Source organism: Marinobacter shengliensis, from assembly GCF_030297115.1.
GTDB classification, from domain to species: Bacteria; Pseudomonadota; Gammaproteobacteria; order Pseudomonadales; family Oleiphilaceae; genus Marinobacter; species Marinobacter shengliensis.
In genome coordinates, this window is record NZ_AP028062.1 from 4,136,476 (window position 1) to 4,162,954 (window position 26,479).

The following is a 26,479-nucleotide window of genomic DNA, read 5'->3' on the forward strand; positions in this document are numbered from 1 at the left end:
ACAAGATCAGGACTCAAGCCCGGCGCGGAAATCCCGGTAAGCACTGAATACATCCCAGGGCGATTCGAAGTGCGGGTAGTGGCCGATGTTCCGGAGGCTGATGACGTCCGGGTTCCGGATCAATTCCCGGTAGCGCCGTGCCGTGGCCGCGCCCGAGACCGGATCCGCAGCGCCGGAGATCAGGCGCATCGGCTGTTGGGCATTCTGCAAGGCCCCCACCCAGCGATTACGATGGCAACGGCGTTCCTCCATAAACTGGATCAGTTCATGCAGGATCCCACGGCCATTGTTGTAAGTGAGAAGATGCCAGAAGTCCTCCAGATCCTGCTGGGCAGGAGGATTCCGGTCACCAAACAACCGGCGGAAATTCCGTTCGAAACTACCCCGGGTAAGCCCCCGGCTGATCAGTCCACCAAGGGGACTCTTCAGAACTTTCTGGATAAACAGCGGGCTGTGCACCTCGGGAAACAGGCCACCGTTCAGCAAACACACACTGGTGATGTCGAAAGACAAAGACCCTTCCTGGTCCCTGGCCAACAGCTCCTGGGCAACCGAAGAGCCGTAGTCGTGGGCGAACAAGTGCACCGAATCCAACCCCAGACCTTCGATCCAGCCCTGGATCAGATCCGCCTGGTCCTCAATGCTGTAAACATAGTTGCGGGGCTTGTCAGAAAACCCGAAGCCGAGCATATCGACAGCCAGCAGTTGGTGGCCGGACGCCAGCATCGGCCATAACCGGCTCCAGTCCCAGCTGGCGGTCGGAAAACCGTGCAGAAGCACCAGCGGCGAGCCTTTGCCGGCCATGCGACTGAAGATGGCGTGGCCATCGTAGCTGAACCATTTACCGGCCTGCTGCCAGGCCTCGAGGGTATAGGTATCCTGGCGGCTGTCTGCCCTGATTTGTGAACCGGGTATTACCTGCTCCATTTGTTCGTCCCGACATACCTGCGGAACCTCCACTTTAGTCCAAAGCCGTACAGGCTGCCATATCACTAAACGCTGCCCGTGAACTGGTCCATAATGGGCAAACCGGCGTAAACCGTGGAGATGGCCTGAAAATTCCCTTAAGCTTGCGCCCTTTATCAGACACAAACCGGAAACGATTATGACCTTACCTCTGGACGACCTTGCTGGTCACTACCGCGCCATCATTGAAGGCCTCGGCGAAAATGCCGACCGCGAAGGTCTTCAGGACACTCCGATGCGGGCCGCCAAGGCCATGCAGTTCCTGACCCGGGGTTACCAGCAGGATCTTGCCGACCTGATCAATAATGCTGTGTTTGAATCCGCCATGGATGAAATGGTGGTGGTCCAGGACATCGAGCTGTACAGCATGTGTGAACATCACATGCTGCCCTTCATCGGAAAATGCCACATCGCCTATCTGCCCCAGGGCAGGGTACTGGGCCTGTCCAAGTTTGCTCGCATTGTGGACATGTATGCTCGCCGCCTGCAGATTCAGGAGAACCTGACCCGCCAGATCGCGGAAGCGGTGGAAAGCGTTACCAATGCCAAAGGTGTCGCCGTGGTTATCGAGGCCCAGCACATGTGCATGATGATGCGGGGCGTGGAGAAACAGAACTCCCGGATGAAAACCTCGATGATGCTGGGACAGTTCCGGAAATCACAGGCCACACGTACCGAATTTCTTACCCTGATTGGCAACAATCGCTGAACCAGACGCCGAAAACGGAGGCATCATGACAACCATGACTGGTGATCACCTGGCCCGTGTCAGGATCAAGAACCTTCTGCTGCGTGCCTACATTGGCATCAAGGAAGAAGAGATCAACAACCAGCAGGATGTGGTGATCAACGTCACCCTTCGCTACGATGCCTCCGCCGCCATTGACCAGAACGAAATCTCCGCTGCCCTGAATTACCGCACCATCACCAAGCAAATCATCGGGCATGTGGACGGCAACAGTTTTGCTCTACTGGAACGGCTGACCCACGAAGTTCTCGAAATTGTGATGGAACATCAGGCCGTGCAGTGGGCACAGGTAGAAATCGACAAGCCGCACGCGTTACGCTATGCGGAATCGGTCTCTGTCTGTCTTGAGGCCCACCGTTAATTCTTCGAGGTCTGCCCCGATGCCTAGCAATGCCCCTGACCAGATCCGGGATATTCTCGAATCTGTGCGTACCATTGCGTTGGTTGGTGCCAGCGAGAAAACCAACCGCCCCTCCCACGAAGTGATGGAATACCTGCAGCGCCAGGGCTACCGTGTGATCCCGGTAAATCCGCGCCTGGCCGGCCAGCAAGTGCTCGGTGAGACAGTGTATGCTGACCTGGCATCACTCCCGGAACCCGTAGACATGGCTGAGCTGTTCCTGGCCCCGGAACGGACCGATGCTGTGATCGACCAGGCTATTGAAGAGAAGATTCCGGTACTCTGGCTGCAGATCGGCGTGATTAACGAGCCCGGTGCCGCCCGCGCCGAAGCCGCCGGGCTGAAGGTGGTCATGGACCACTGCCCGAAACAGGAGATCCCGAAGCTCGGTATTGGGCCCATCGTTGAACAGGCCTGACTCCGTGTACCTGCAACCATCACTGCTCCAACCCGCTTCCGGAGTACCAGACCCAATGGGGCATGGCCAAACAGGATAACTATGGCTCATAATCAAGCGCGATTGGCCGTTAAACCTGTTCAGCCTGTCTTTTAACGATCTGGAGTACACTGTGGCAAAACCCGAAACCGGTACCAGCCTTGTTGTCCGATGGCTTATGAGCCCGGTGTTTGTACTGGTCATTTTTCTGGTTTTTCTTGCCATTGCCGCAGGCCTCCGGGAAGGGCTTATCCAGCAGGATAACCGTCAGATCGAAGCCAACCTCCGTAATGAAGCCAGGGCGCTGACGGATAACCTGGAGCGGGAATTCCTGGTGCACGTTCAGGCCATCGGGCGCATGGCCTATCGACTGTATACCCAGCCCGACACCCCGGAATCGCAATGGCGTGTGGACGCACGCAACTACCTGGAAGATTTTGGTGTTTACCAGGCCATCGAGTGGATTGATTCCAACTACATCATCCGATGGCTGGAACCGCTGGCTGGCAATCAGGACGTGGTGGGTTATAACGTGGCGTTCAACGACCAGCGCCGCGAAGCACTGGATAAAGCAGCAGCCACCGGTGATTATGATCTGTCCGGTATCATCGATCTTCGCCAGGGCGGCAAGGGCATGGTGATTTATTACCCCGTGGGCGCCGGAGACACCAATAACGGCTACATGGCCGGTGTGTTCAGGATGGAAGTTCTGGCCGAGCAGTTACTGACCAGCCGGGTACTGGAACACTTTCAGATTGAAATCCGGGACTCAGGAGAGCCTGCCTACGTTCTCAACTCAGACACCGAGATTGCCAGGAACTTCAGCTTCACTGTGCCCGTGCAGTTCCCCACTCTGGATTGGACCCTGACGTTACGCCCCAATCAATCTTGGGTCGACAGCCAACGCAGTTCCTGGCCGATGCTTACTTTCGCAAGCCTGGTCTTTATGGGCCTGCTTACCAGCCTGACCACTTTGCTTGTCCAGTTGATCCTCAAGCGTAACCAGGCGCTTTTGAAAACCCGCCGGGAGCTGGAGCGGGAGATTGATCAGCGTATCGCCATGCAGGTGGACCTGGAGCGACTGGAATCCACCGATACCCTCACTGGCCTGGCCAATCGCCGGTTCTTCATGGAAGACCTCGCTCACACCCTGAACATCGCCGACCGGCAAATGCGCCAGGTGGGGCTGGTCATGATTGACCTGGACCGGTTCCAGATGCTCAACGATTCCCTCGGCCATCAGTTTGGCGACGAATTGTTGATCAAGGTCTCTGAGCGGCTGAACAGCCTGAGTAATGAGCGGATTCTTGTGGCCTACTCAGGCGGCGACGAGTTCATGATCTGCCAGCAACACGTCGACGACATTGATGATGTGATTCACCTGCTTGGCCAGATCAAGCAGTGCTTTGCCGAACCGTTCGAGGTTCAGGGCGATGCCCACAGCGTTACCGCCACCATGGGTGTCGCCGTGTATCCCCAGAGCGGACTGGACGCCGACACCCTGCTCCGGAATGCCGATATTGCCCTTTACCGTGCCAAGGAGCAGGGCCGCAATACTTACCAGTTCTACACCGAAGGCATGCAGGACCGTGAGGTGATGCGCCTGGAGCTGGACAAGGATCTGAGCCAGGCCCTGGCCAACGACGAGTTTGTGCTGTTTTATCAACCCCAGCTGAACCTGCAAACCGGTGAGATCAACAGTGTGGAAGCCCTGATCCGCTGGCAGCACCCCCGCCGGGGGCTTTTGGCACCCATCGAGTTCATCCCCCTGGCGGAAGAGAGCGGTCGGATTACCGAGATCGGCCGATGGGTGGTGCTTGCCGCCTGTCGCCAGCTCGCCAATTGGCGCGGCACGGCTTGCGAGCAACTCAGGATCGCGGTGAATCTTTCGGGCCGGGAGCTGGATGACGAATCATTGGTGGAACATGTACGGGATGCCCTGCTATCGGAAGAAGTGGACCCGAGCATGCTGGAAGTGGAGCTGACGGAAGAGATCTTCATCCAGAACATTGAACACAACCTGAATCAGTTGTCGCGTCTGCATCAGCTGGGGGTTCACCTGGCCATTGATGATTTCGGCGTGGGCTATTCGTCTCTCGGCTATTTGCGGGATTTCCCGGTAGATCTGCTGAAAATTGACCGGTCGTTTATCACCGATGTGACCGAGCGCCATGACGACGCGGTCATCACTCGGGCCGTGATCAATCTTGCCCACAACCTCGGCATTCAGGTGGTGGCCGAGGGCGTGGAAACCGAGGAGCAACTGAATTTCCTGAAAGCGCACCGTTGCAATCTGGCCCAGGGTTATCTGATCAGCCGGCCGATTCCAGCGGAAGACCTGGAGACAGCGTTGGCGGAAGGCATCCTGTTTACCGGTCAATCGATCAATTCGGGTTTGTAATGGCGGTTTCTGATCCCCAAACTTCTCTGTAACTTTTTCTTTGAGTGATGTTTATGTCTGCCAGATATCTGACTCCGGAGCAGGATGCCAGGCTGCGCCGCTGGGAGCGCTGGAACCGGAATTATTTCATGTTTGCGTTTGTGGCGCTGACGGTGGTGTTGGTGTTCAGTAGTCAGTTGGGGATTTCCAGTGGTGATGAGTGGGGGTCTCTGGGGGTGCTGCTGGCTTTGCTGGTGGTGCCGATTATTGTGTTGCAGTTGCGGCTGCAGTGTCCCGCCTGTGGGGTGAAGATTGGCTGGCAGGCTAAGCTGATGGCGCCTGATCAGTGCAAGTCTTGTGGTGTGTTTCTTCGCTCTAAGAATTCTTCTTCCTGATATCCTGCCTGAAAACCTTTGACCTGTGAGTTGGTCACAGGTTTTACTCTGATCTCTGTTTTTTGGAGATGGACGTGCCGTGGCTGGGGTAGCTTCCGAAAACCGCTGCAAGTACGTCCGTGTACGCTTGCTTTCCGCCATCCGTGGCTACAAGCATTTTCGGAAGCTACCCCAGCCCCGTCACTCCGCCAACTTTAGTCGTGGATTCTTTGTACATCCGTGAACATTGGTGAGTACGCCGTCATGAAAGTTAAAGAGCTGGCCACCGCCGCGGGGGTTAACCCCGATACCGTCCGGTTCTACACCCGGGAAGGTCTGTTACAACCCACCCGCAACCCGGACAACAACTACCAGCAATACGATGCCGAGGATCTGCGCCGGCTGCGGTTTGCCCGTAAGGCACGGCAACTGGGGTTTTCGTTGCCGGAGATTCGGCAGATTCTGGCCCGGGCGGATGATCAGCATTCGCCGTGCCCGATGGTTCGGGACGTGTTTCAGCAGCGGTTGGTGGTGGTTGAACGGGAAATTGCGGAGTTGCAGCAGTTGCGCAAGCGGATGATTTCGGCGCTGGCTGCCTGGCAGGAGATGCCGGACGGGACGCCGGATGGGCATACGATTTGTCGGTTGATTGAGCACTGGGACGATCCCTCGGCCGAGTCTTGTTGCGAGGAGCCAAAGCATGAGTGATGCACCTGAGCTTAAACCGGCGCTGTCGATTTCCGGAGCCTCGTGTCAGGGCTGTGCGAAGAAGATTCGCAATGCTCTGGAGCCGTTGACCGGCAGTACCGAGCTGGTTGGGGTGGATATCGAGGCGCAAACGGTGGCTTTGCCTGACGGGGTGGATCTGGCCGAGGCGGCGCGGGTGGTAACCGAGGCAGGGTATCCGGCGGAGCCTGTGGCGACGTCAGAGCCGGCATCGTGTTGTGCTTCGAAGAAGGCTTCGTCCTGCAATAGCCAATCCGACAATACCGGTGCACCAGCCAAGTCGGCCAAAGAACACGCACAAGCATACGAAGCAGCAGACGATGACCAGGTTGTGCTGTCGGTTTCCGGGGCTACTTGTGCGTCCTGTGTTGCCAGTATCGAGAAGGCGTTGCTGTCGGTGCCGGGGGTGACCCATGCTCATATGAATCTGGCGGATAACACAGCCACGGCCAGCGGCAAGGCGGAACCGGATGCGCTGATTAAAGCGGTGGAAAGTGCCGGCTATGGTGCCAGCGTAATTGAGGATGCCGACGGGGCTGATGATCGCCGGCAGGCGGAGGATAAAAAGCAGTACAAGGTGCTGCTGGTGAAAATGGCCATCAGTCTGGGCCTGGGTTTGGTGTTGATGGTCTGGGGTATGGGTTTCGACACCATGATGGTGACCGAGGCCAATCAGCTTACCTGGATCAATTTCGGCGTTCTGACCCTGGGTGTGATGATCGCTACCGGTGGGCATTTCTTCACCGGGGCCTGGAAGGCCTTCAAACACCATAACGCCAACATGGACACCTTGATTGCCCTGGGTACCGGTACCGCCTGGCTGTATTCCATGGTGGTGTCGAGCGTGCCGGAGCTGCTGCCGGAGATGGCGCGGCATGTGTATTTTGAAGCTTCCGCCATGATCATCGGCCTGATCAACCTGGGCCAGGCATTGGAGCTGCGGGCCAAGGGCAAAACCTCTGAGGCGGTGCGGCGGTTGCTGGACCTGCGGGCCAAGACCGCCCGGGTGATTCGCAACGGCGAAGAACAGGACCTTCCCGTTGAGCAGGTTCGCAAGGGCGACCACATACGGGTTCGGCCCGGAGAGAAGTTGCCGGTAGACGGGGTGATCGTGGAAGGCAGCACCCGCATCGACGAAAGCATGCTGACTGGCGAACCCATGCCGGTGAGCAAGGCGAAGGATGATGAGGTGTCGGCCGGCACTCTGAACACCCACGGTTCGATCATTTACGAAGCCACCCGTGTCGGCAGCGAGACGGCGCTGGCGCAGATCATCAAGCTGGTGAAAAAAGCCCAGGGCTCGAAACCGGCCATTGGCCGGTTGGCCGACAAGATTTCCTCGGTGTTCGTGCCCACGGTCATGCTGGTTGCCATCGGCGCGGCACTGGTCTGGTACAACGTGGGGCCAGAGCCGGCGGTGGTTCACATGATGATAGCGGCCACCACCGTGCTGATCATTGCCTGCCCCTGTGCTTTGGGCCTGGCCACGCCGATGTCGGTGATGGTGGGCGTCGGCAAGGCTGCCGAGTATGGCGCGCTGATTCGCCAAGGGGATGCGTTGCAGACCGCCGGCAAGATCGATCTGGTGATTCTGGACAAGACCGGCACCATCACCGAAGGCCACCCGGCCGTCACGCGGATGACCGCCGTTGATAATAACGAGACCACCTTGTTGGCACTGGCAGCCGGGCTGGAGCGCCACTCCGAGCACCCCCTGGCAGAGGCCATATTGAGCCGGGCCAACGAAGATGGCGTAGAGCCTGAAACAGTGACGGACTTTGAAGCGCTCAATGGCAAGGGCGTGCAAGGCCAGTTCGATGGCCAGACGGTGCGCCTCGGCAACCGGCGCTGGCTGGAGGCCGAAGGCATCGACGTGACAAATCTGGATTCGGCCGCCAACACCATTACCGAGGAAGCCGGCACGCCGTTGTTTCTGGCACTGGGCGCCAAGGTGCTGGGCGTTATCGGGGTGGCCGATGCCATCAAGCCGGATTCCGAAGCCGCCATCCGCCGCCTGCATGACGCAGGCATTAAGGTGATGATGGTGACCGGGGACGTTGATGCCACCGCCAAGGCCATCGCCGCCAAAACCGGTATTGATGACTACCGGGCCGAAGTACTGCCCGAGAACAAGGCCGAAGTGGTCAGCGAGATGCGCGGCAAAGGCTACACCGTGGCCATGGTAGGCGATGGCATCAACGACGCCCCGGCACTGGCGGCCGCAGATGTCGGTTTTGCCATTGGCACCGGCACCGATGTCGCCATTGAAAGCGCAGCCATAACCCTGATGCGCGGCTCCCTGCACGGCGTGCCGGATGCCATCGAGATTTCCCGGGCAACCGTCACCAACATCAAACAGAACCTGTTTGGGGCGTTTGTATACAACACCATGGGTATTCCCGTGGCCGCCGGGCTGCTCTACCCTGTATGGGGCATCCTGATGAGTCCGATTCTGGCCGGTGCCGCCATGTCGTTGTCGTCGGTGACAGTGGTGTCTAACGCCAATCGGCTGCGCCTGTTCAAAAGCAGCCATAGCCCGGCACAGCAAAAGGAGCGGAACTGATGGAGACGATTCTGGTCAACGCAGCAGGGCTGGCCCTGATGGCTGCCGTGGTCTGGTGGTTCTGGTTATCCGACAACAACTCCGGGCAGAACCAATAATCCTGTTTACACATGCATTACCGAGGTAACCGCCATGAAAAAACACACCTTAGCCCTTGGCCTGGTGGCCGCCCTGGGATTCAGCACCACAGCCGTCGCCGGCGGAGCCGCCCACAGCATTCACGTGTATAAATCGCCCACCTGCGGCTGCTGTGGCGACTGGATCGACCACCTGGAAGAAAACGGGTTCGACGTCACCGCCACTAACACCAATGACATGGGCAAGATCAAGGCTGAGGCCGGTTTGATTCCGGGCCTGGGCAGCTGCCACACGGCTTTTGTGGGTGATTATGTGGTGGAAGGCCATGTGCCGGCGGATGACATCAAACGCTTGCTAAGTGAAGCCCCTAAAGCTACCGGTATCAGTGTGCCTGGTATGCCCATGGGTTCGCCCGGCATGGAGATGGGCGACCGCAAGGATCACTACAAGGTCATCCTGTTCAACAAGGAAGGCCAGACCCGGGTGTTTGCCGAGCACAACTGACCGTTTTGCGCTCAGGCCAGGATATCCGTGCACAGCCAGCCCGGCTGTGCACCCGTGAGGCTTGCGGGTCTGTCTGTTTTTTCTACACTGTCGTTCCGGGCTGTTCTATTATGGAAGTCAGTGTTGGAAACAAAACAAATACTCGCAGGGATTCAGCTTGAGCCTTAAAACCCGCCTTCTCGGCCTCGCATCGTTACTGATCATTCTCGCGGCGTCTGCCTCCTGGCTGGCCTACCGGGAGTTATCAGAAGACATCATCGAACGCTGGGGCAAGCAGGTTACTGAAATTCAGGTGCGCTACGACAGCGCCCGACTGTTGCAGTCCCTGGAACGGGAAATCGGCCTGGCCCGGCAAATGGCGCAATCCTCTACCCTGCTGCAATGGGCCGCCAGCCCGGACAATCCCGAGCTAACCTCCGCTGCCATCCGCCAGATGGAAACCTTCCGCAATAACTTTCGGGACAACAGTTACTTTGTGGCCCTGCGGGAGAATGGTCACTATTACTACAACAATGCTGACAATCAGTATGCCGGTGACCAGTTCCGTTACGTATTGGACCCGGAAAAACCGGATGATGCCTGGTTCTTCCAGCTGATCGAAGAAGGCCGGGATTTTCACCTGAACGTGAACCCGGACCAGGAACTCGGGGTTACCAAACTGTGGATTGATGTGCTGATGCGTGATGAGAGCAACGAGATTCTCGGCATGGTCGGCACTGGTCTCAATCTCGACACCTTCCTGCAGGACATTGTCGACATTGGCCAGGAAGGCATCACCACGTTGTTCGTGGACTACAACGGCGCCATTCAACTGTACCGCGACCGCAATTACATCGACTTCGCCAGTATTATCAAGCCCGAGGGTCAGAAGAATACCGTGGACCTGCTGTTCGAGGATCGCCAGGACAAACAGCAAATCCTGGGCATGTTGCAGATGCTCAAACAACGCAACGGTGAGGACGGCGCGGTGGAAAGCGGGTTTGTCACCATTGATGGCCGCAAACACCTGGCCGGGGTGGCCTTCCTGCCGGCCATAGGCTGGTTCGAAATCACCTTGCTGGATCTGAACGCCCTGGTGCCAACCAGCTACCTGTGGCCTCTGGTGGCCGTCTTCCTGGTGGCGCTGCTGGTCTCGCTGACGGCTTTCCACCTGATCATTCAGTCACGCATTCTCAAACCGGTATTGAGCCTGGAGTCTGCGGTGATGCGGCTGCGGGAGGGTCGGTTCGACCTGCCCTACCTGCCCAAACCGGACAACGAAATCGGCCGGCTGGTGGACCACTTTGAAAAGATGACCAGCAAGATGCGGGATACCACCGCCGAGTTGGAGCACAAAGTCGCGAAACGCACGGAAGAACTGCACCGGCTGGCCCGGGTGGATGCCCTCACGGGCCTGAAGAACCGCCGCGGACTGGATGAAGTCATCGAACAGGAAATCCAGCGGGCCGAACGTGAAGGCAAGGGATTCGGGCTGATCTGGCTGGACATCGACCATTTCAAAACCATCAACGACACCCGTGGCCATCAGGCCGGCGACGACATTCTGTGCCGGGTGGCGCTCTGGCTGAAAGCTGCCGTTCGCCCCTACGACCACCCGGGCCGCTGGGGTGGCGACGAGTTTGTGGTACTGCTGTCCCCATGCGACAAAGACACCCTGGAACAGATCGCCAACCGGGTGCGAACCAGCGTGGAGCAGGAAAGCCAGCGTACAGGTACATCGGTCACCATCAGCGTAGGTGGCTATTTCAGCCAGCCTGGCGATGACATGGATACCCTGCTCCGTAACGCCGATCATGCCCTGTATCAGGCCAAACGCGGGGGGCGTAACCGGGTTTGTATCCACGCTGCCACCGGCGAAGAGACACACCCGGCCTGACAGATCTGACTCCCACCTGCATAACCGTTATACTCCGCTGCATCACCCATTTTATAGCCAGGTCTTTTCTACATGCTCAATGCCGACGCTCTCAATCAGTTGCGCCAGCTGAAAACCGATATCAAGCAGAACAAGGTGGTCTTCCCGGGCACGGTCAAGCCCACCAACGGGCGCTTTGGCTTTGTGGCTCTGGATGAAGGGCGGGATGTGTTCCTGCCACCGGAAGAAATGCAGAAGGTTCTGCCCGGAGATCGGGTGAACGTCACCGAGCAGGAAGTGGAAAAAGGCAAAACCCAGGGCGTGGTGGACGAGCTGCTGGAATCGCACCTGACCACCTTCGTAGGCCGCTACCTGATCAAGGGCAAGGGGCATTTTGTAGCGCCGGAAACTCCGGGCATCAACCGCTGGATCTTCATTCCACCCAAAGAGCGCATGGGTGCCGAGCCCGACGACTTTATTTACTGCCAGATCCATCGCCACCCGATCAAGGACGGTAAAGGCCAGGCAAAAGTCCTGCGAGTCATCGGTAAGGCCGGCCAACCAGGCATTGAACGGGCGTTCACCCTGGCCAATTTCGACCTGGCAGACGCCTGGCCGGACGAGGTTCAGAAACAAGCCGATGCCCTGAGTGAAGAATCCGTCGCGACCCATACCGAGGGCCGGGAAGACCGTACCGAGCAACCCTATGTGACCATCGACAGCCCGGGCACCCAGGACATGGACGATGCCCTGATGGCCACGCCCAACGCCACTGGCTGGACGCTGTCCATTGCCATTGCCGACCCAACGGCGATGATCGAACCGGGCAGTCCGGCCGAGGAAGAAGCCTTCAACCGGGCCACCGCCATCTATTTCCCGGGCGAGCCGCTGCCCATGCTGCCTGACAGCATCAGTACACGACTTTGCTCGCTGATGCCGGATGTACCCCGGCTGGCTCTGGTGTGTGACCTGCAGGTGAATAACGACGGCAGCCTGGGCGATTACAGCTTCCGGCAGGCGACAATCCGCTCCAAGGGCAAGCTGAGCTACGAACTGGTCTCCCACCTGATCGAAGGCCGGGAAGACGACGAGATCAAGGCTTTGCCAGACGAGGTCGCCAACAGCCTGGACCAGCTGCATCAGGCCGCCACCGCCCTGCGTAAATGGCGCGCCGAACACGCACTGCTGAGCCAGGACCGGCCGGAATTCCGCCTGCGCCTGGACGAGAATAAGCGTATCCGGGTGATTGAACCCTCGGTGCAGAACGAAGCCCACCGGCTGGTGGAAGAATGCATGGTGGCCGCAAACCGCTGTGCCGCGGACTTCCTGACCCAGCAGGGCAAAGGCCTGTTTATCCAGCACCCGGGCCTGCGGGACGACCGCGCCGACAACATCCGGAAATTGCTCGAAAGCCATGCGCCGCACCTGGCCGAGCACGACGCCAACACCGCCGAAGGCTTCAAGGCGCTGATGAAACACAGCGATCAGCCACAGGCCGAGGTACCGGTGAAAGCCATCCTGTCCCGCCAGCTGGCCCGGGCGGAGCTGGGCTTTGACGCCGCGCCCCACCAGGGCATGGGGTTGGACGCCTACACCACCTTTACCTCGCCGCTGCGCAAGTTCTCAGACTTTTACGTGCACCGGCTGATCAAAGCGGCGCTCTGGAACACTCCGATCAAGCCCCTGAACAGCCAGCAACTGGAAGCCCTGCAAGCCACGCAGTTCCGCGCCCGCCAGGCTGCCAACACCCTGGAAACCTGGCTCAAGGCCGACTACGCCAAGACCCTGCCGGAAGACCCCATGGAAGGCACCATCAGCCGCACCATGCCCTCCGGTTTCTTCGTGCGCCTGGACAGCAACGGGCTGGAAGGCTTTGTCAGCTGCAAGGATCTGGAAGGCAAGTACGGCTTTGATCCGGTCACCCTGCGCCTGGTGCACAACAAAAACGGCCGCATATTCCAGCTGGAGCAGCGGGTTACCGTCAGCTTTGCCGGCGTGGACGACGAGCGCCGGCAAATCAACTTCAAGCTGATCAAGGCCGAAGAAATCGCCGCCCCCCAGGCAAGCACAGGCGACTGATCCACCCCATCAGCGACCGCGCCGTGCGTTGCAGATTATGCCGACGCACGGCGATTTCGTTCTGGAAAAGCGCTGAACAGTAGGGAAAATCAGCGCTCGATTCAAAAATTTACGATATTTTACAAAGATACCCGTTCTTGATTTTCGTCATTAATTCAAAGCAATAATCCACCACAGCCCTCCGTTTTACCCGCCATCTCCCTGTTGGCCTGAAAAGCCCTATTCCAATAGTTCGCATCATGAAGTATTTGTAACCACAAATATCGATTACGTCACATCCGGCGACAGTCGATAGATCAGGCGCGCCACCGAAGGAGGCGGGCCATTACAGTCAGGGACCTAAACAATGAAGAAATTCCTAGACCGGGGGCGGCTAACTACAGCAACGTTAATACTGGCAACGTTCGCGTTACCTGGCTGCATGGTGTATCAGATTGACCAAAGCTCGCTTGATAGGGACGTCCGCGCCTACCAGCAGCCTGCGCCTTTCCAGACCGAATCACCGATTCTTACCCCTTGGCTCACACCGGCATCGGACGATCTGCCAACCGTAGAGGTCGTGCAATCCCAGACAACCCAGTACAACGATATGTCCGGGCTGAATTTCGTTGCGAGCATTTTGACGCTCACATTGATCCCCGCCGTTGGATCCTATGACTACACCGATACACTAACCGTCGCGTGGGAAGGCGAGACACTGGCCAATAGTTCAGCGAACTATGCGGTCAAGGAATATATGAGTTTGTACTTCCCGACCCCCATGCTGTTTATGGGGTCACTGTATGACATGGGCGGCCTTGATCTGGAAGACACACAGAACACCATTGGTGTCATACATGCACGCAATATAGCCGATGCCGTTGCTCGTCAGCAGCCGTTGTACGATCGAGTACCCCAGAACGATCCAGAGGCCCTGGCCAACTTCGTGAAGTCTGGAAGCGCTCCGTTATTCCACCCTCGTGCAACCGCTCGAATTGCTGCCCTGGCTCCGGCAAACAACCCCATGGAGTATCACCAGCAATACGCAAACCTGTCAGGGTACATCAATCTGCTTCCCCTGGAGTGGCAGGCCTGGCTGATCGGTCCGGACGGCCTGAAAGGCTGGCAGATTAAAGCCGCTTTAGACAACGGTGAGGACGAATCTGAGATGTTACGCAAAGTGGTCAGCAGTTACCCGGAAGAGCTGGCCGAATGGAATCGCACCGCCCGTCAAACCGAAGCCCGATACCGTGAATGGTTCAGCCACACCAACCCAGCACTGATCTCGAACCTGCTGGAAGCGCAGTCACGGCAAAGAGCCCAGTGGCCCTATTACGCCAATATGACCGACGAACATCATCAAATACTGATCGAAAGCGGCGTTCCAGACAGTATTGTGGTCTACATGACCAACGCAGAACGATCCTCCGAACTCGTCGCCGCAGCAAAAACCGGCCCACTGCAGGATGCCCAGGGCCGCATGCTAACCGAAGAACAGCTACTGGAACGTCTGGTGCGCAACGACAACAACGGACGTTTTATGAGCCCCTACACCAGCGACGGAGTGCTGGCCGAATGGGTCAACCTGGCTAACAACGCCAACATGGGCGCAACCGCGGGCTCCGCTGTTGGCGCCGTGGCTGGTGCCTACGCAGCCAACAAGGCACTGGACTTTGTTCCTTTCGGGCTTGGCGGATTCGTTGGAGGAGCGGTGGGGGCCGAGGTGGGCAAGGAAGTTGGGCGGGAGAGCGCCATCTCCGCATCCGGCGGCTGGGAAGCCATCAAGTCAGCCTCAGACCAGAGCTTCGATTCCCTACCCAATATGGCCCGTTACCTGAGACAGAAATACGGCACCACCGCAAACTTTACGGATGCGATGCGCGCCGCCACGCAGATTTACCCGGAGTTCAGTTCCGTACTGGCTTCCACCAATTAATCGGAGACGTTTTATGATGAAGGGAACCACCAAGGCACTGATCACCGGCATGGCAGCGGCATCTCTGTTGCTGGTTGGCTGCGCGGGCCAGATTGATAACACCCGCGGTAAAGCCACGGTTTATGAAGATGCCTCAACCACCGGTCGAGTGGGTGGCGTGGGCATTGAAAGCCAGGACATTGTCGCCATTACCGATCAGATGATGCGTGACATGCTGGCCAACCGCATGCTCGCCGGGCGCGACATTCCGCCCCGCATCATCATCGACAATGAATACATGCGTAACGAGAGCTCTTCGGTGGTCAACACCAACATGCTGACCGATCGGCTGCGCATTGAGCTGAACCGCGCCTCCAATGGCCGGATGATCTTCGTTGGCCGGGAATACGCCGGCATGGTGCAGCAGGAACGTGACCTGAAGCGCGACGGCGCCGTTGATGGCGGCACCATTCGCTCTACCGCCGCCCAGGCCGGTGCGGATTATCGCCTGGCAGGCCGCATCACTTCACTGGACGCCTCCGATCGCAGCGACGGCACCCAATCCCGCTACAGCCAGATCAGTTTCGAGATGGTGGATATGGAGCTGGGCACCATCGTCTGGAGTGGCCTGTATGAAATGCGCAAGGCGGGCCGGGACGATGTGGTTTATCGCTAAGATGAAACCGGCAACACTGGCCACGGCGGTGCTGTCGGTCAGCCTGGCCGGCTGCGCCACCGGGCCAAAAACCTTCGACCGCGCCGGCCTGACCAGCGAGCAGGCCGCTATCGTGGCCAGCAAGCCGACGGTCATCCGACAGGATTACCAGAATCTGTATGAGGAAGGGCGCCGTAACGAGGTGCTCAACCTGATGGAGATCGGCCTGAAGGCATACCGGGCCGGTGATCTGGACGAAGCCCGGCGGAGCCTGGACCGTGCCCGCGTGATCATCGAGAGCGTGTACGCCGACGATGAATCCGCCCGTAAAGCCCGCAGTATCTGGTACGAAGAGGCGGAAAAAGACTTCAAGGGCGAACCTTACGAGCGGGCCATGGTGTATCTGTACCTGGGGCTGATCTTCCTGGAACAAGGGGATTACGGCAACGCCCGGGCCAGTTTCATCGGTGGCCTGCTGCAGGATGCCTTTGCCGAGGAAGAGCAGTTCAGCTCTGATTTTGCAGCGCTGATTTACCTGGCCGGCTGGGCAGCCCTGCAGATGGACAGCCAACAACTGGCGCAGCAACACTTCACCGAACTGCAGGCCTTCCGCCCGGATGCGCCTGTCCCCAATGGTGAGCACAATGCGCTGCTGATTGTCGAAACCGGCACCTCACCCCGCAAGCTGGGTGATGGCGTTGGCCACTATCAACTGGTGTACCGCCGCGGTCGGAACTTCAGTGATGTAGGCGCGCAGTGGCAGCACGGCGATCAGTGGGAAACGGTGTACCCGATGGAAGACATTTACTTCCAGGCATCCACCCGGGGCGGCCGCGCCATTGACCGTATTGTGGAAGGCCAGGTGCAGTACAAGGAAACCACCCGCGACATCGGCACCAACCTGAGCGATATCAGCCAGAACAGCCTGTTGGCCGGCGCCAGTGCCTCCGCCGGGGGCGTACTGGGCGCAGGATTTGCGGCCATCAGCCTGGTCAGCGTAGCCGCACAGGGTATGTCGGCTTCCGCCAACGTGCGGGCCGATATCCGTTACTGGCAGTCGCTGCCCGACACCCTGCACATCATCCCGGTATCGGCCGAGCCCGGCCAGAAAGTGACCGTGCGTTTCCTGGACGCCAATGGCAACGCCATTCCAGGCATGACCGATACCACCGAATTCAGATTCGACGGACGGGGGCGAGGACTGGCCCTTGCGACGTCCCAACGGCCATAACCCGGCCGCCAAAAGGAGAGAGACCATGTTTCGAAACTTGATTGCTGTGGCCGCCGCCGGCTTGATCGTCTCAGGCTGCAATACCTTACCCGCGGATTCAACCGATATCGCGGAACGTACGGCACCGCTGGAATACAACACCGTGGTGTTCACCGATTACAACCTCAGCCGCACCTGGGACGACGGTATCCGGGACGCCGGGCGCGTTTACCGTTTGTCGGTTGAAAACCACGGCCAACGCCCTACCGAAACAGGGACTACCGAGGTGTTCGCCGTGTTGCGTAACCACACCGATTTCGACTACCAGATCGAGGTTCGCACCCAGTTTTTTGACGACTACGGCGTACCGGTAGATGCCCGCCCAACCTGGCAGCGCTCGACCATTCCGGCCAACAGCGTCAGCGCCTACAAGACTTTGTCCACCACGACCCAGCCACTGAAATATCGCATTGAAGTCCGGGAGATCAACTGATGAACCGTTCACTGGTCGCCGGCTTGTTGCTTGGGGCGATGCCGATGGTGGTGCTGGCCGCCAACGATCATCCGGCTGCGCCCATGAAAGCACCCCATCAGAAGCCCCTTACCGAGCAGGATCTGCGGGCCGAGGCCAACGCTTCGCAACGCTCCGAATCGGCCGAGGCGATTATCGAGCGCTTCCGGGCAGGTCTGGGTAACGCCAACCCCAGGATCGCTGTTTTCTGGAACCGGGCCTTCAACGATCAGGTCAGCGACTGGGCCAGCCAGCGCCGGGTGGTGGTCTCAGAGCAAGGCAGTCTGCACGGCAGCATTCCGGACGGCAACGTCAGCCTGGACGGCAAAGCCCGGGGAGCAGCCCAGGTGGAAACCCGGGCCCCACGGCGCTCTGCCCCGATGGCTCCAGCCTTTGATCTGCAAGCTGGACTGGTCTCCCAGCTGACCCGCGCCGGCGCCACCATTGTTGACCGTGATGCCATCATGCGGATCACCGACAATGCCCTGGAGAACGGCGATTTCTCACGCCTGTCCCCTGACCAGGCGCGGCTGGAAATGCGGGCCCTCAGCCAACATGCCGACTACCTGATGGAGCTCAGCCAGGTTGCCGGCAATGAATTCACGATTCGCGTTCTCAACGTCACCAACGGCGCTATCCAGGCCATGGTCAGCTCTAATGGCGTGCCGCCAGCTACCGACGCCGATCGCCGGTGGATTGCCACCGATCGGGGTTTTGAGAAACGTGAGCGACAGGTTTCCCTAAGGGATGTGGGCCAGGAACTGGCGCTGCAAACCCTGGCAGAACTTTAAAACCGGGGGCGTTGGCACCACGTATATATCAGGGAGGATCGAATAAGGGAGGTGCACCATGACCATCAGCCCCCAGGAATTTCTGAAAAAATACGGCTTCGACAAAGAAGTCGAAGAGCGCGATCACAGTTTACGTGAAAACGCGCTGGATCACGCCAAACACCTAAGGCGCCCCCATGCCGGGACACCCCATGATTGGGAAGAATGGGAGCGCTACAAGCGCGAACATCCGGATGAGGTGGAAGACGAAGACGAGTCCTGACCCGTTTCGTTCACTTGCTCTGCGCCAGCGCCTGACTCAGGCGCTGATCCTTGCCTTGCCACAACTCTCCCAACCATTCCTTCACATTCCGACGATGTTCGGCATCGCTGGAATAGTCTCGACCTTTCAAGTGCTCCGGAATCAGCTGGGTGCTGATATCCAGCTGGACCTCCGGCACACGGCCACACATGAAATCCCAGAAAGTGGGTGCACCGTTGGGGTAGGCAATGGTCACGTCCACCAGGGTGTCGATGGAATCGCCCATGGCATCCAGTACAAACGCCACGCCACCGGCTTTCGGCAGCAACAGGTTCTGGTAGGGGGATTTCTGCTTGTCGTGTTTGGCTTTGGTAAAGCGGGTGCCTTCGACAAAGTTCATCACACTCACCGGGGTGTAGCGGAATTTTTCGCAGGCCTTGCGGGTGGCTTTCAGGTCTTCACCGCGTTTTTCCGGGTGCTTGATCAGGTATTCCCGGGTGTAGCGTTTCATAAACGGGAAATCCAGTCCCCACCAGGCCAGACCAATCACTGGCACCCAGATCAGCTGCTGTTTCAGGAAAAATTTGAGAAACGGCGCCCGACGGTTGAATACCCGCTGCATGGCAAAGATATCCACCCAGCTCTGGTGGTTGCTAAGCACCAGGTACCAGCTTTCCCGTTTCAGGTTGTCTGCACCGGTCACCTGCCAGCGGGTGCTGTGGGTCAGTTTCATCCAGCCCGTATTGCAAGCCACCCAGGACTCCGAGATCCAGATGATGGCTTTGGTGCACAGCACCCGGAACCCCTTGTGGGGGATGATCAGTTTCAGCACCGCCGGAATATAGAGCAGCAGGCACCAGAACAGGGTGTTGAGGCCCAGCAAGATGGAGTTGAGTATTCCGACAACGGGGGCGGGCAAGAAACTGAGCATTGAGAAACCTGTTTTCATTGTTTGACCAAAGGGCCGATATCATAACAATGAGATACAGGATTGGGCAGTGGCCTGAAGTGACCATTGTGCCGGCCAGATGTGACGGTTTTGCCATGGTACCCGAGCAACCGCCCGCCTATCCTGTCCGGACCAGTGATTGATGTACCAACGGAAACACACATGCTTAACCCCGTAAAAACTGCCCTCAACCTGACCTCTGACCTGGCTCGCCAAGGCACCCTTTATGCCGGCAACGCCTTTGACCGGGTGTTTCGCGCCGCCAGCCTGGTGCAGGCGGGCCAGACCCCATTTGAAACCCTGTTTTCTGACGGCTTGGTCAGCCTGCGCTATTACCCGCCACTGAAAGAGGATTTCATCGAGCTGGACGATCTGGTGATTCCGGTGGAGCGCACCACCCATCGCACACCCATTGTGATCATCCCGCCCCTGGCGGTGAACATGCTGATCTACGATCTGTTCCCTCAGCGCAGCCTGGTGCGATTCCTTCGGGCGAAGGGGTTTGAAGTTTATTTGATCGACTGGGGCACTCCCAAGCGGGAGCACACCCACTACAACATGCACACCTATGTGGCGGAGTTGCTGCCGGCCTATCTCAACCGGGTGCGGGAGCACAGCGGCGAACAGGAGTTGTCGCTGCATGGCTGGAGTATGGGCGGCATGTTCACGCTGTTTTACTCTGCCCTGAGCAAGGACCAGCACATTCGCAACGCCATCGTGCTGGGCCTGCCGATCGACAGCCATGCCTCCGGTGCCATCGGCTGGATGTACCAGCGCATTGCGGATGTTGCCGGGGTGGTGCGCAAACGCACCGGGTTTCAGTTGCACAGTATGAAGCCACACTGGTTTCACACCCCGGGCTGGGCCAATACCATCGGTTTCAAGCTGACCAATCCGATTGGCAGTGTGATGGGCTACTGGGAGCTGATTGTTCGCCTGGGTGACCGGGAGTTTGTCACCAATCACGCCACCACGTCGGCGTTTCTGGACCGGATGGTGGCTTACCCGGGTGGGGTGATTCAGGACACGGTGGTGCGGGTGTGGATTGATAATCAGCTGGCCAAGGGGCAAATCCAGATCGGCGAGGATTTTGCGCGGCTGGAGAATGTGAATGCCAACTTACTGGCGATTGCCGGCCAGGAAGACACTCTGGCCACGCCGGGGGCGGCGAAGCGGGTGATGGATCATGTCAGCTCTACTGACAAAACCTTTCGGGTGGCGCCGGGCGGGCATATGGGGATTCTTGCGGGGAGCAAGGCGCCCAAGGCCTCTTGGCTGGAGCTGGCGGAGTGGCTGGCGGCTCGGTCTGACTGACTTTTTATCGGAGTATGTCGGCAGGCATTGGGGAGGGGGTGCCAAAACGGAAAACGTGGTTTTCCTGATGGTTTTGGCACCCCCTCCCCAACCCCTGCCTTCGCTGACTGTTTGATATGCCTATTGAAAGCTGCTTTCAGGTACTGAGAGCCTTGAGACTCTCGGGAAGTTGAGAAAGACTTTGTATTACCGCCGTTGGCTCTATGTCCCAGTCTTCGAAAACCCGGTTTTCATCCCGCTTTACCCAAATCGCTGACAACCCGGCCGCTCTGGCACCGATCACGTCCCAGGCGTTGCTGGACACCAGGCACAGGGGGCTGTCCCAGGCGCCGGTCGCGCGGCGGGCGTAGGTGTAGACGGCGGGGTCTGGCTTGAAGCTTTTGATGTCGTCCACCGACACCAGGCCATCGAACTGCTCCAGCAGGTTGTTGTGGCCGAGCACCTTTTCCAGGGCCGGGTAGCTGCCGTTGGAGAACGCGAACAGGGGGTATTGGCCTTTCAGTGCCTGCAGAGCAGGTAAGGAATCCTCAAACGCCGGGAGGGACAGGTAGGCAGCCATGAGTTGGTCTTCCCGCGCCCTGGTCAGCTCCAGCTGATGAACTGCCATGGCATAGCGCAGGGCCTGGCGGGTGCATACGCCAAAATCTTCGTAGACTCGCATCAGGCCCTTCCGGAACGAAAACTCCAGCTGTTTCTCTCGCCAGAGCCCGGCAACCGCTGATGCCTGCTCGCCCGCATCCTGCTCAAGCAGCCGGGACATGCCCATCGGGTCTACTAAGGTTCCGTAAACATCAAACGCCAGAGTGGTTTTCATGTTTGCTCCTGTTCCGGGGAGTGTGCCTCAATATTGAACGATTACTCAATTTAGACCAACCGGACTTTAGTGGCAAAACCGATCAACCAGGCCCGGCTTCCTGATGACTTGGCCCTTGCGCTCGCCTAAACTGCCAACCATGAAGCCCGTTGATATGTTGAACCTGGACCTGAGATCCCTTGCCACCTTCGTTGCCGTATTGGACGAGGGCGGGGTGTCGCGTGCGGCCGTTCGGTTGGGGGTGACCCAATCGGCGGTAAGCCATACTCTGGAGCGTTTGCGCCAGGCCTTCGGCGATCCCCTGTTTGTGAAATCCGGGCGGGGCATTGTGCCCACGGACTACGCCTTGCGCACCGGGCCGCACATCCGTCAGCTACTGGACGACTTACGCACACTGCCCTCCGGACCACCGTTTGAGCCCGCCACGGCGGAGTTTACTTTTACCATTGCGGCCAACGACTATCAGCGGGATTTGTTGTTACCAGGGTTGGTGAAGACGCTCCGGGACCAGGCGCCGGGTATTCACCTGCAGGTGATTCCCTCCGGCATTCCCAATGCCGATCTTCTGCGCAAAGAGGCCTGCGATCTGGTGATCAGCCCGTTTGCGCCGGAGACGACGGACATCATGCAGCGGGGCTTGATGGCGGACCGGATGGTGGTGTTTTACGACCAGAACCAACGTGACGCGCCGGCTGACCTGAAGGATTACATGAACGCCGACCATATCACCGTGCTGTTCGCCACCGGCGAAAAGCCCGGGCTGGATAGCACTATGGAAGCAAGAGGTCTGAAACGGCGCAGCATGGTGACGGTCTCCAACTTCTCCGGCCTGCCGGAGTTTCTGCGCGGCACTGACCTTTTGGCCTCCGCACCCGAACGAATGAGCAATCAACTGATGCGGGACTTCGCCTACGTGCCTTTACCCTTTGAATACAACCCCTTCACTCTGCTCATGCTCTGGCACCGACGCCACCAGACAGACCCCGCCCACCGCTGGGTTCGCAATCAGGTGAACTCGGTGGCGGCCACCATGAACGGCTTGCACGATTAATCAATCAATATTGTTCATGTATTGCATGAAAGGTTAAGCCGTTATTTTTCTGGGCCGGCCGTCCTAGACTCCCCCTCCATATGTTCGCTGGTGAGAGTGGGGTAGTGCCTCCCAAAACTGTGCGGAGCCAGGGATGGCGGAGCCCAAGCGTCACATGGATGTGCCGCAAGGAGCGTGTTTTGGGAGGCACTACCCCACTCTCACCCAACTCCGGGGTCAGGAATAACCGTGCTCGCACTCACCAGCATCTGGACCACCATTTTACTCGCCGCCGCGGTCGCCCTCGGGCCGATGGCCATTGATATGTACCTGCCTGCGCTGCCGCAGATTGGGGCCGACTTTAACGCCGGTACCGATCAGGTTCAGTTCACTCTAAGCATCTATCTGATTGGTTTTGCCCTTGCCCAGCTAGTTTGTGGGCCGTTGGCCGATCGTTTTGGCCGAAAGCCTGTCATGATCGGGGGCATGCTGCTGTTTGCACTCGCCAGTATTGGTTGCGCCCTGGCCAGCAATATCGAAACCTTACAACTATTTCGCTTCCTCCAGGCTCTGGGAGGCTCCGCAGGACCAGTCCTCGGCAGGGCCGTGGTGCGGGACGTTTATACGCCCCGGGAAGCGGCAAAAATTCTCGCCCTGCTTGCCGGCATGATGGCTTTGGCACCGGCGGTGGCGCCGACACTCGGTGGTTTCATCGTAGCCACCATGGACTGGCACTGGATCTTCATCGTCATGGCGGGCTACGCCTTGATCATGGTTGCCGTCATCGCCTTCGGCATCCCCGAACCCCTGCGCCCGGAACACCGGCAACCGTTCAGATTCTGCCAGCTCATGAGCAACTACCGCCGAATCAGCACCGACATGACCTTCATCGGCTACACCTTTACCAGCGCCGCCATCTACGGCGGCCTGTTCGCCTTCCTGTCTGGCTCCGCCTTCGTACTGATCGACGTCCTGGGCGTCGCCCCCGAGCACTTCGGCCTGTACACTGCCATCACCGCCGGCGGCTACCTGCTCGGCAACATGGCCTCCATCCGCCTCGCCGGGCGCTACCTCCCAGACCAGATCCTGCTCTACGGCCTGGCCACCACCCTCACCGCCGGCGCCACCATGGCATTGCTTGCCTACCACAACATCTACAGCCCCTGGGCCGTGGTGCTACCGCAAGCCCTGTTCATGGCCGGCACCGGCATGGTCCTGCCCCAAACCATGGCCGGCGCGTTAGCCAACCACCCCACCATGGCCGGCTCCGCCTCCGCTCTCCTCGGCTTCGTCCAAATGGCCGCAGCGGCCGCCGCCGGAGCCCTGGTAGGCATCCTCCACGACGGCACCCCACTGGTCATGGCCACGATTATTGCCGTTTGTGCGGGACTGGGACTGATCGGTTACCTGTTTCTAGTGCAGCGATACCCGGCACCGGGCTTTGAGGCCCAAGGTGCTGGTTCGAACTGAAAAAGCGTTCTGGACAAATTAATCCCGCAGTTTCAACCTATTGAAATCCAGCAGAAGGCCAGAAGGTTCGGGTAGGGGGCTTGTTTCCAAAACCTTGCGGAGCCATGGATGGCGGAGCAGAGCGTACACGGATGTATTCACAGCGTGTTTTGGAAACAAGCCCCCTACCCGGACCTGCACCAAGGGTAAAGCTATGCACGGATTAGGGGAAAAGGGATGAAAACTCATCCAAAGTAAGCTACACAGAGTAGATTGCAGAGATCCAAAACCACAAGACAAGGAGCACACCATGAGCAACGTCACCCTGGACGGCAACCCCATCGACGTCAGCGGCAAATTCCCCCAGCCCGGCGAAAACGCTGCCCCATTCACCCTGACCAACAGCGGCCTCGAAGAAGTAAAACTCGACAGCTGGCCCGGCAAACGCAAAATCCTCAACATCATCCCCAGCATCGACACCGGCGTATGCGCCGCCAGCACCCGCAAATTCAACGAAAAAGCCGGCAGCCTCGACAACACCGTCGTCCTCGTCGTCTCCGCCGACCTCCCCTTCGCCGCCGCCCGCTTCTGCGGAGCCGAAGGCCTGAACAACGTTGAAACCCTCTCCACCTTCCGCAACTACAGCTTCCAACAAGACTACGGCGTCGCCATCCAGGACGGCCCCCTGGCCGGCCTGTGCGCCCGTGCGGTTGTGGTCCTCGACGAGAACAACAAAGTGCTGCACAGCGAACTGGTCAACGAAATCAAAAACGAGCCGGATTACGAAGCGGCCTTGAAGGTACTGTAAGCCTCTCCATCAGGGGCCCACTGCATAACTTACGCCCAGACTCTCGACTACCGCTTCAGAGTTTGGGCTGCTCCGGCACAGCACCGGTGTATGGGCAGATGGGCGGGATTGAGTTTCTGAAACCTTGCGGAGCCATGGATGGCGGAGCAGAGCGTACATGGACGTATTCACAGCGTGTTTCAGAAACTCAATCCCGCCTGTCTGCCTACTCCTGAGCGAGACCTGTTAGAATCCACGCCAAGCCCTCAGAACCCAAGGCACCGACCCCCAAGTGCAGAACCAACCGAAAAGCCCAAGCCTGGCCCGCCAGCTCTACCACATGACCTGGCCCATGCTGTTCGGCGTGCTCTCCCTGATGACCTTCCAGCTCACCGACAGCGCCTTCGTCGGCCAGCTTGGCCGCGACCCCCTCGCCGCCCTGGGCTTCACCGTACCCATGCAACAACTGGTCAGCGGCATGTACGTGGGCCTCGGCATCGCCACCACCGCCATCATCTCCAGAACCCTGGGCCAGGGCGACAACCTCCGCGCCCAACGCCTTGGCGGCCTCGTTGTCACCATCGGCGCCAGCCTCGCGCTCATTCTGTGCCTTTCAGTCTGGCTATTACAAACCGGGATACTCAACTTCCTCGGCGCCGAAGACCAACTCCGGCCCGCCATTCGGGAATACTGGGTGCCGTGGCTTATGTCTGCCTGGCTTGGCGCCTTGCTCTACTTCGGCTACGCCGTCTGCCGTGCCAACGGCGACACCAAGTTACCCGGCTACATGATGATCGCCACCAGCCTGCTCAACATCGCCCTGGACCCACTGTATATCTTTGTCTTCGGCTGGGGCCTGCCCGGGGCCGCCTGGGCCACCATCACCGCCTTCGGGATCGGTGCCCTGGTGGTTTTCCCGGCATTGGTAAAGCGCCAATGGCTGCGCTTTGACCTGCTGCAACTGCAACTGGCGAAAGCAATCCGACAACTCGGCGGCATCATGGCACCGGCCATGGTCAGCCAGCTGATGCCGCCCCTTTCCGCCATGCTGGCCACCTCGCTGGTGGCCGGTTTTGGCTCCGCCGCCGTCGCCGCCTGGGGGCTGGGTACCCGGCTCGAGTTTTTCTCCATCGTGGTCGTATTGGCACTGACCATGTCCATGCCGCCAATGATCGGGCGCATGCTGGGAGCCGGCGAGCTGGACAACATCCGCAAACTGGTGCGCATTGCCGTGCGCTTTGTGGTGGTCTGGCAACTGTTGCTGGGGCTGGTGTGGCTGGTGGCCTCCGGGCTGGTCGCCACCCTGTTCAGCCGTGATGGTGATGTCCAGGACATCCTGCTGAGCTACCTGCTGCGGGTGCCCCTGAGTTATAGCGGCCTGGGGGTCTGTATGCTGATGGTCTCGATCAACAATGCCCTGGGATTACCCATGCGGGCACTGCTGATCTCAACCCTGCGGCTATTCGCCTGTTACCTGCCAATGCTTTGGCTGGGCGCTCAGGTGTCCGGGCTCACCGGATTGATGACCGGGGCCCTGATCGGCAACCTGGCAGCCGGACTGTTGGCATACAGTCTGTACCGCCAAGGAATGACCCGTTTGCGACAAAAGTACCCGGCCACTTGACGGTTAACAATGAATTAATGTGCTAGTCTTCGGTAATCTGTTTTAGCTATCACGCCCGAGCCTGATCGCTGCGGGCGGATGAACAATTAACCCAAATATTC

Annotated in this window: 24 protein-coding genes; 21 read left to right on the forward strand and 3 right to left on the reverse strand. The window is 58.8% G+C overall.

All coding sequences use genetic code 11. The features are described from left to right. Positions 1-6 precede the first annotated feature (6 nt). Entirely contained in the window at positions 7-927 is a 921-nt protein-coding gene (locus tag QUE75_RS18900) for an alpha/beta fold hydrolase (protein ID WP_106696081.1), read from the reverse strand. Between the two features lie 178 nt (positions 928-1,105). Here QUE75_RS18900 and folE point away from each other — a divergent pair, with 178 nt between their 5' ends. The 16 genes from folE to QUE75_RS18980 all read left to right on the forward strand — a co-directional run bounded on the left by folE (position 1,106) and on the right by QUE75_RS18980 (position 18,432). Then, a complete protein-coding gene (gene folE, locus QUE75_RS18905; protein ID WP_286252503.1) occupies positions 1,106-1,675 on the forward strand; it encodes a GTP cyclohydrolase I FolE in 570 nt (189 codons plus the stop codon). Positions 1,676-1,700: 25 nt separating this feature from the next. Continuing rightward, positions 1,701-2,075: a dihydroneopterin triphosphate 2'-epimerase gene (gene folX / locus QUE75_RS18910; protein WP_072675972.1), complete on the forward strand. Its 375-nt coding sequence runs from the start codon at positions 1,701-1,703 to the stop codon at positions 2,073-2,075. Positions 2,076-2,094: 19 nt separating this feature from the next. Beyond that, the gene (locus tag QUE75_RS18915; RefSeq protein WP_058090793.1) at positions 2,095-2,532 is read left to right on the forward strand and encodes a CoA-binding protein; all 438 of its coding nucleotides are present in this window, start codon (positions 2,095-2,097) and stop codon (positions 2,530-2,532) included. A 196-nt stretch (positions 2,533-2,728) separates the two neighbouring features. After that, positions 2,729-4,951: a bifunctional diguanylate cyclase/phosphodiesterase gene (locus QUE75_RS18920; protein ID WP_106696119.1), complete on the forward strand. Its 2,223-nt coding sequence runs from the start codon at positions 2,729-2,731 to the stop codon at positions 4,949-4,951. A gap of 53 nt (positions 4,952-5,004) precedes the next feature. Then, the gene (locus QUE75_RS18925; protein WP_106696083.1) at positions 5,005-5,325 is read left to right on the forward strand and encodes a hypothetical protein; all 321 of its coding nucleotides are present in this window, start codon (positions 5,005-5,007) and stop codon (positions 5,323-5,325) included. Between the two features lie 243 nt (positions 5,326-5,568). Continuing rightward, entirely contained in the window at positions 5,569-6,012 is a 444-nt protein-coding gene (locus QUE75_RS18930) for a MerR family transcriptional regulator (RefSeq protein ID WP_286252507.1), read from the forward strand. Further along, positions 6,005-8,593, forward strand: coding sequence for a heavy metal translocating P-type ATPase (locus QUE75_RS18935; protein WP_286252509.1), 2,589 nt, complete (start codon positions 6,005-6,007; stop codon positions 8,591-8,593). The genes QUE75_RS18930 and QUE75_RS18935 overlap by 8 nt, the downstream gene beginning before the upstream one ends. 132 nt (positions 8,594-8,725) lie before the next feature. Continuing rightward, positions 8,726-9,175 carry a DUF411 domain-containing protein gene (locus QUE75_RS18940; RefSeq protein ID WP_286252511.1) on the forward strand — a complete coding sequence of 150 codons (450 nt, stop codon included), beginning with the start codon at positions 8,726-8,728 and terminating at the stop codon, positions 9,173-9,175. A gap of 157 nt (positions 9,176-9,332) precedes the next feature. Then, on the forward strand, positions 9,333-11,051 hold the full coding sequence (locus QUE75_RS18945; protein ID WP_286252513.1) for a sensor domain-containing diguanylate cyclase: 1,719 nt from the start codon (positions 9,333-9,335) through the stop codon (positions 11,049-11,051). A 72-nt stretch (positions 11,052-11,123) separates the two neighbouring features. Further along, positions 11,124-13,109 carry a ribonuclease R family protein gene (locus QUE75_RS18950; RefSeq protein ID WP_286252515.1) on the forward strand — a complete coding sequence of 662 codons (1,986 nt, stop codon included), beginning with the start codon at positions 11,124-11,126 and terminating at the stop codon, positions 13,107-13,109. 346 nt (positions 13,110-13,455) lie between these two features. After that, complete coding sequence (locus QUE75_RS18955) at positions 13,456-15,024, forward strand: carboxyl-terminal protease-like protein (protein ID WP_286252517.1); 1,569 nt, start codon at positions 13,456-13,458, stop codon at positions 15,022-15,024. 13 nt (positions 15,025-15,037) lie between these two features. Then, complete coding sequence (locus QUE75_RS18960; RefSeq protein ID WP_106696089.1) at positions 15,038-15,679, forward strand: CsgG/HfaB family protein; 642 nt, start codon at positions 15,038-15,040, stop codon at positions 15,677-15,679. Further along, positions 15,663-16,889, forward strand: a complete 1,227-nt coding sequence (locus QUE75_RS18965; RefSeq protein ID WP_286252519.1) for a hypothetical protein — start codon at positions 15,663-15,665, stop codon at positions 16,887-16,889. The genes QUE75_RS18960 and QUE75_RS18965 overlap by 17 nt, the downstream gene beginning before the upstream one ends. A gap of 25 nt (positions 16,890-16,914) precedes the next feature. Further along, on the forward strand, positions 16,915-17,361 hold the full coding sequence (locus QUE75_RS18970) for a YcfL family protein (RefSeq protein WP_286252521.1): 447 nt from the start codon (positions 16,915-16,917) through the stop codon (positions 17,359-17,361). Then, on the forward strand, positions 17,361-18,170 hold the full coding sequence (locus QUE75_RS18975) for a hypothetical protein (RefSeq protein ID WP_286252522.1): 810 nt from the start codon (positions 17,361-17,363) through the stop codon (positions 18,168-18,170). Before QUE75_RS18970 ends, QUE75_RS18975 begins: the two co-directional genes overlap by 1 nt. 58 nt (positions 18,171-18,228) lie before the next feature. After that, positions 18,229-18,432 carry a hypothetical protein gene (locus QUE75_RS18980; protein ID WP_286252524.1) on the forward strand — a complete coding sequence of 68 codons (204 nt, stop codon included), beginning with the start codon at positions 18,229-18,231 and terminating at the stop codon, positions 18,430-18,432. Between the two features lie 10 nt (positions 18,433-18,442). On the opposite strand, the gene QUE75_RS18985 is transcribed toward QUE75_RS18980, so the two are convergent. After that, positions 18,443-19,342, reverse strand: coding sequence for an acyltransferase (locus QUE75_RS18985; RefSeq protein WP_286252526.1), 900 nt, complete (start codon positions 19,340-19,342; stop codon positions 18,443-18,445). A 180-nt stretch (positions 19,343-19,522) separates the two neighbouring features. On the opposite strand from QUE75_RS18985, the gene QUE75_RS18990 reads away from it, so the two are divergent. Continuing rightward, complete coding sequence (locus QUE75_RS18990; protein ID WP_286252528.1) at positions 19,523-20,674, forward strand: alpha/beta fold hydrolase; 1,152 nt, start codon at positions 19,523-19,525, stop codon at positions 20,672-20,674. Between the two features lie 136 nt (positions 20,675-20,810). On the opposite strand, the gene QUE75_RS18995 is transcribed toward QUE75_RS18990, so the two are convergent. Beyond that, entirely contained in the window at positions 20,811-21,488 is a 678-nt protein-coding gene (locus tag QUE75_RS18995; protein WP_286252529.1) for a haloacid dehalogenase type II, read from the reverse strand. A gap of 139 nt (positions 21,489-21,627) precedes the next feature. On the opposite strand from QUE75_RS18995, the gene QUE75_RS19000 reads away from it, so the two are divergent. The 4 genes from QUE75_RS19000 (at position 21,628) to QUE75_RS19015 (ending at position 26,378) form a co-directional block, all read left to right on the forward strand. Continuing rightward, a complete protein-coding gene (locus QUE75_RS19000; protein WP_286252530.1) occupies positions 21,628-22,539 on the forward strand; it encodes a LysR family transcriptional regulator in 912 nt (303 codons plus the stop codon). A 228-nt stretch (positions 22,540-22,767) separates the two neighbouring features. After that, positions 22,768-23,988 carry a multidrug effflux MFS transporter gene (locus QUE75_RS19005; protein ID WP_286252532.1) on the forward strand — a complete coding sequence of 407 codons (1,221 nt, stop codon included), beginning with the start codon at positions 22,768-22,770 and terminating at the stop codon, positions 23,986-23,988. 289 nt (positions 23,989-24,277) lie between these two features. Further along, entirely contained in the window at positions 24,278-24,775 is a 498-nt protein-coding gene (tpx, locus tag QUE75_RS19010) for a thiol peroxidase (RefSeq protein WP_138436066.1), read from the forward strand. A gap of 319 nt (positions 24,776-25,094) precedes the next feature. Next, positions 25,095-26,378, forward strand: coding sequence for an MATE family efflux transporter (locus QUE75_RS19015; protein WP_396631718.1), 1,284 nt, complete (start codon positions 25,095-25,097; stop codon positions 26,376-26,378). The last annotated feature ends 101 nt before the right edge of the window (positions 26,379-26,479 follow it).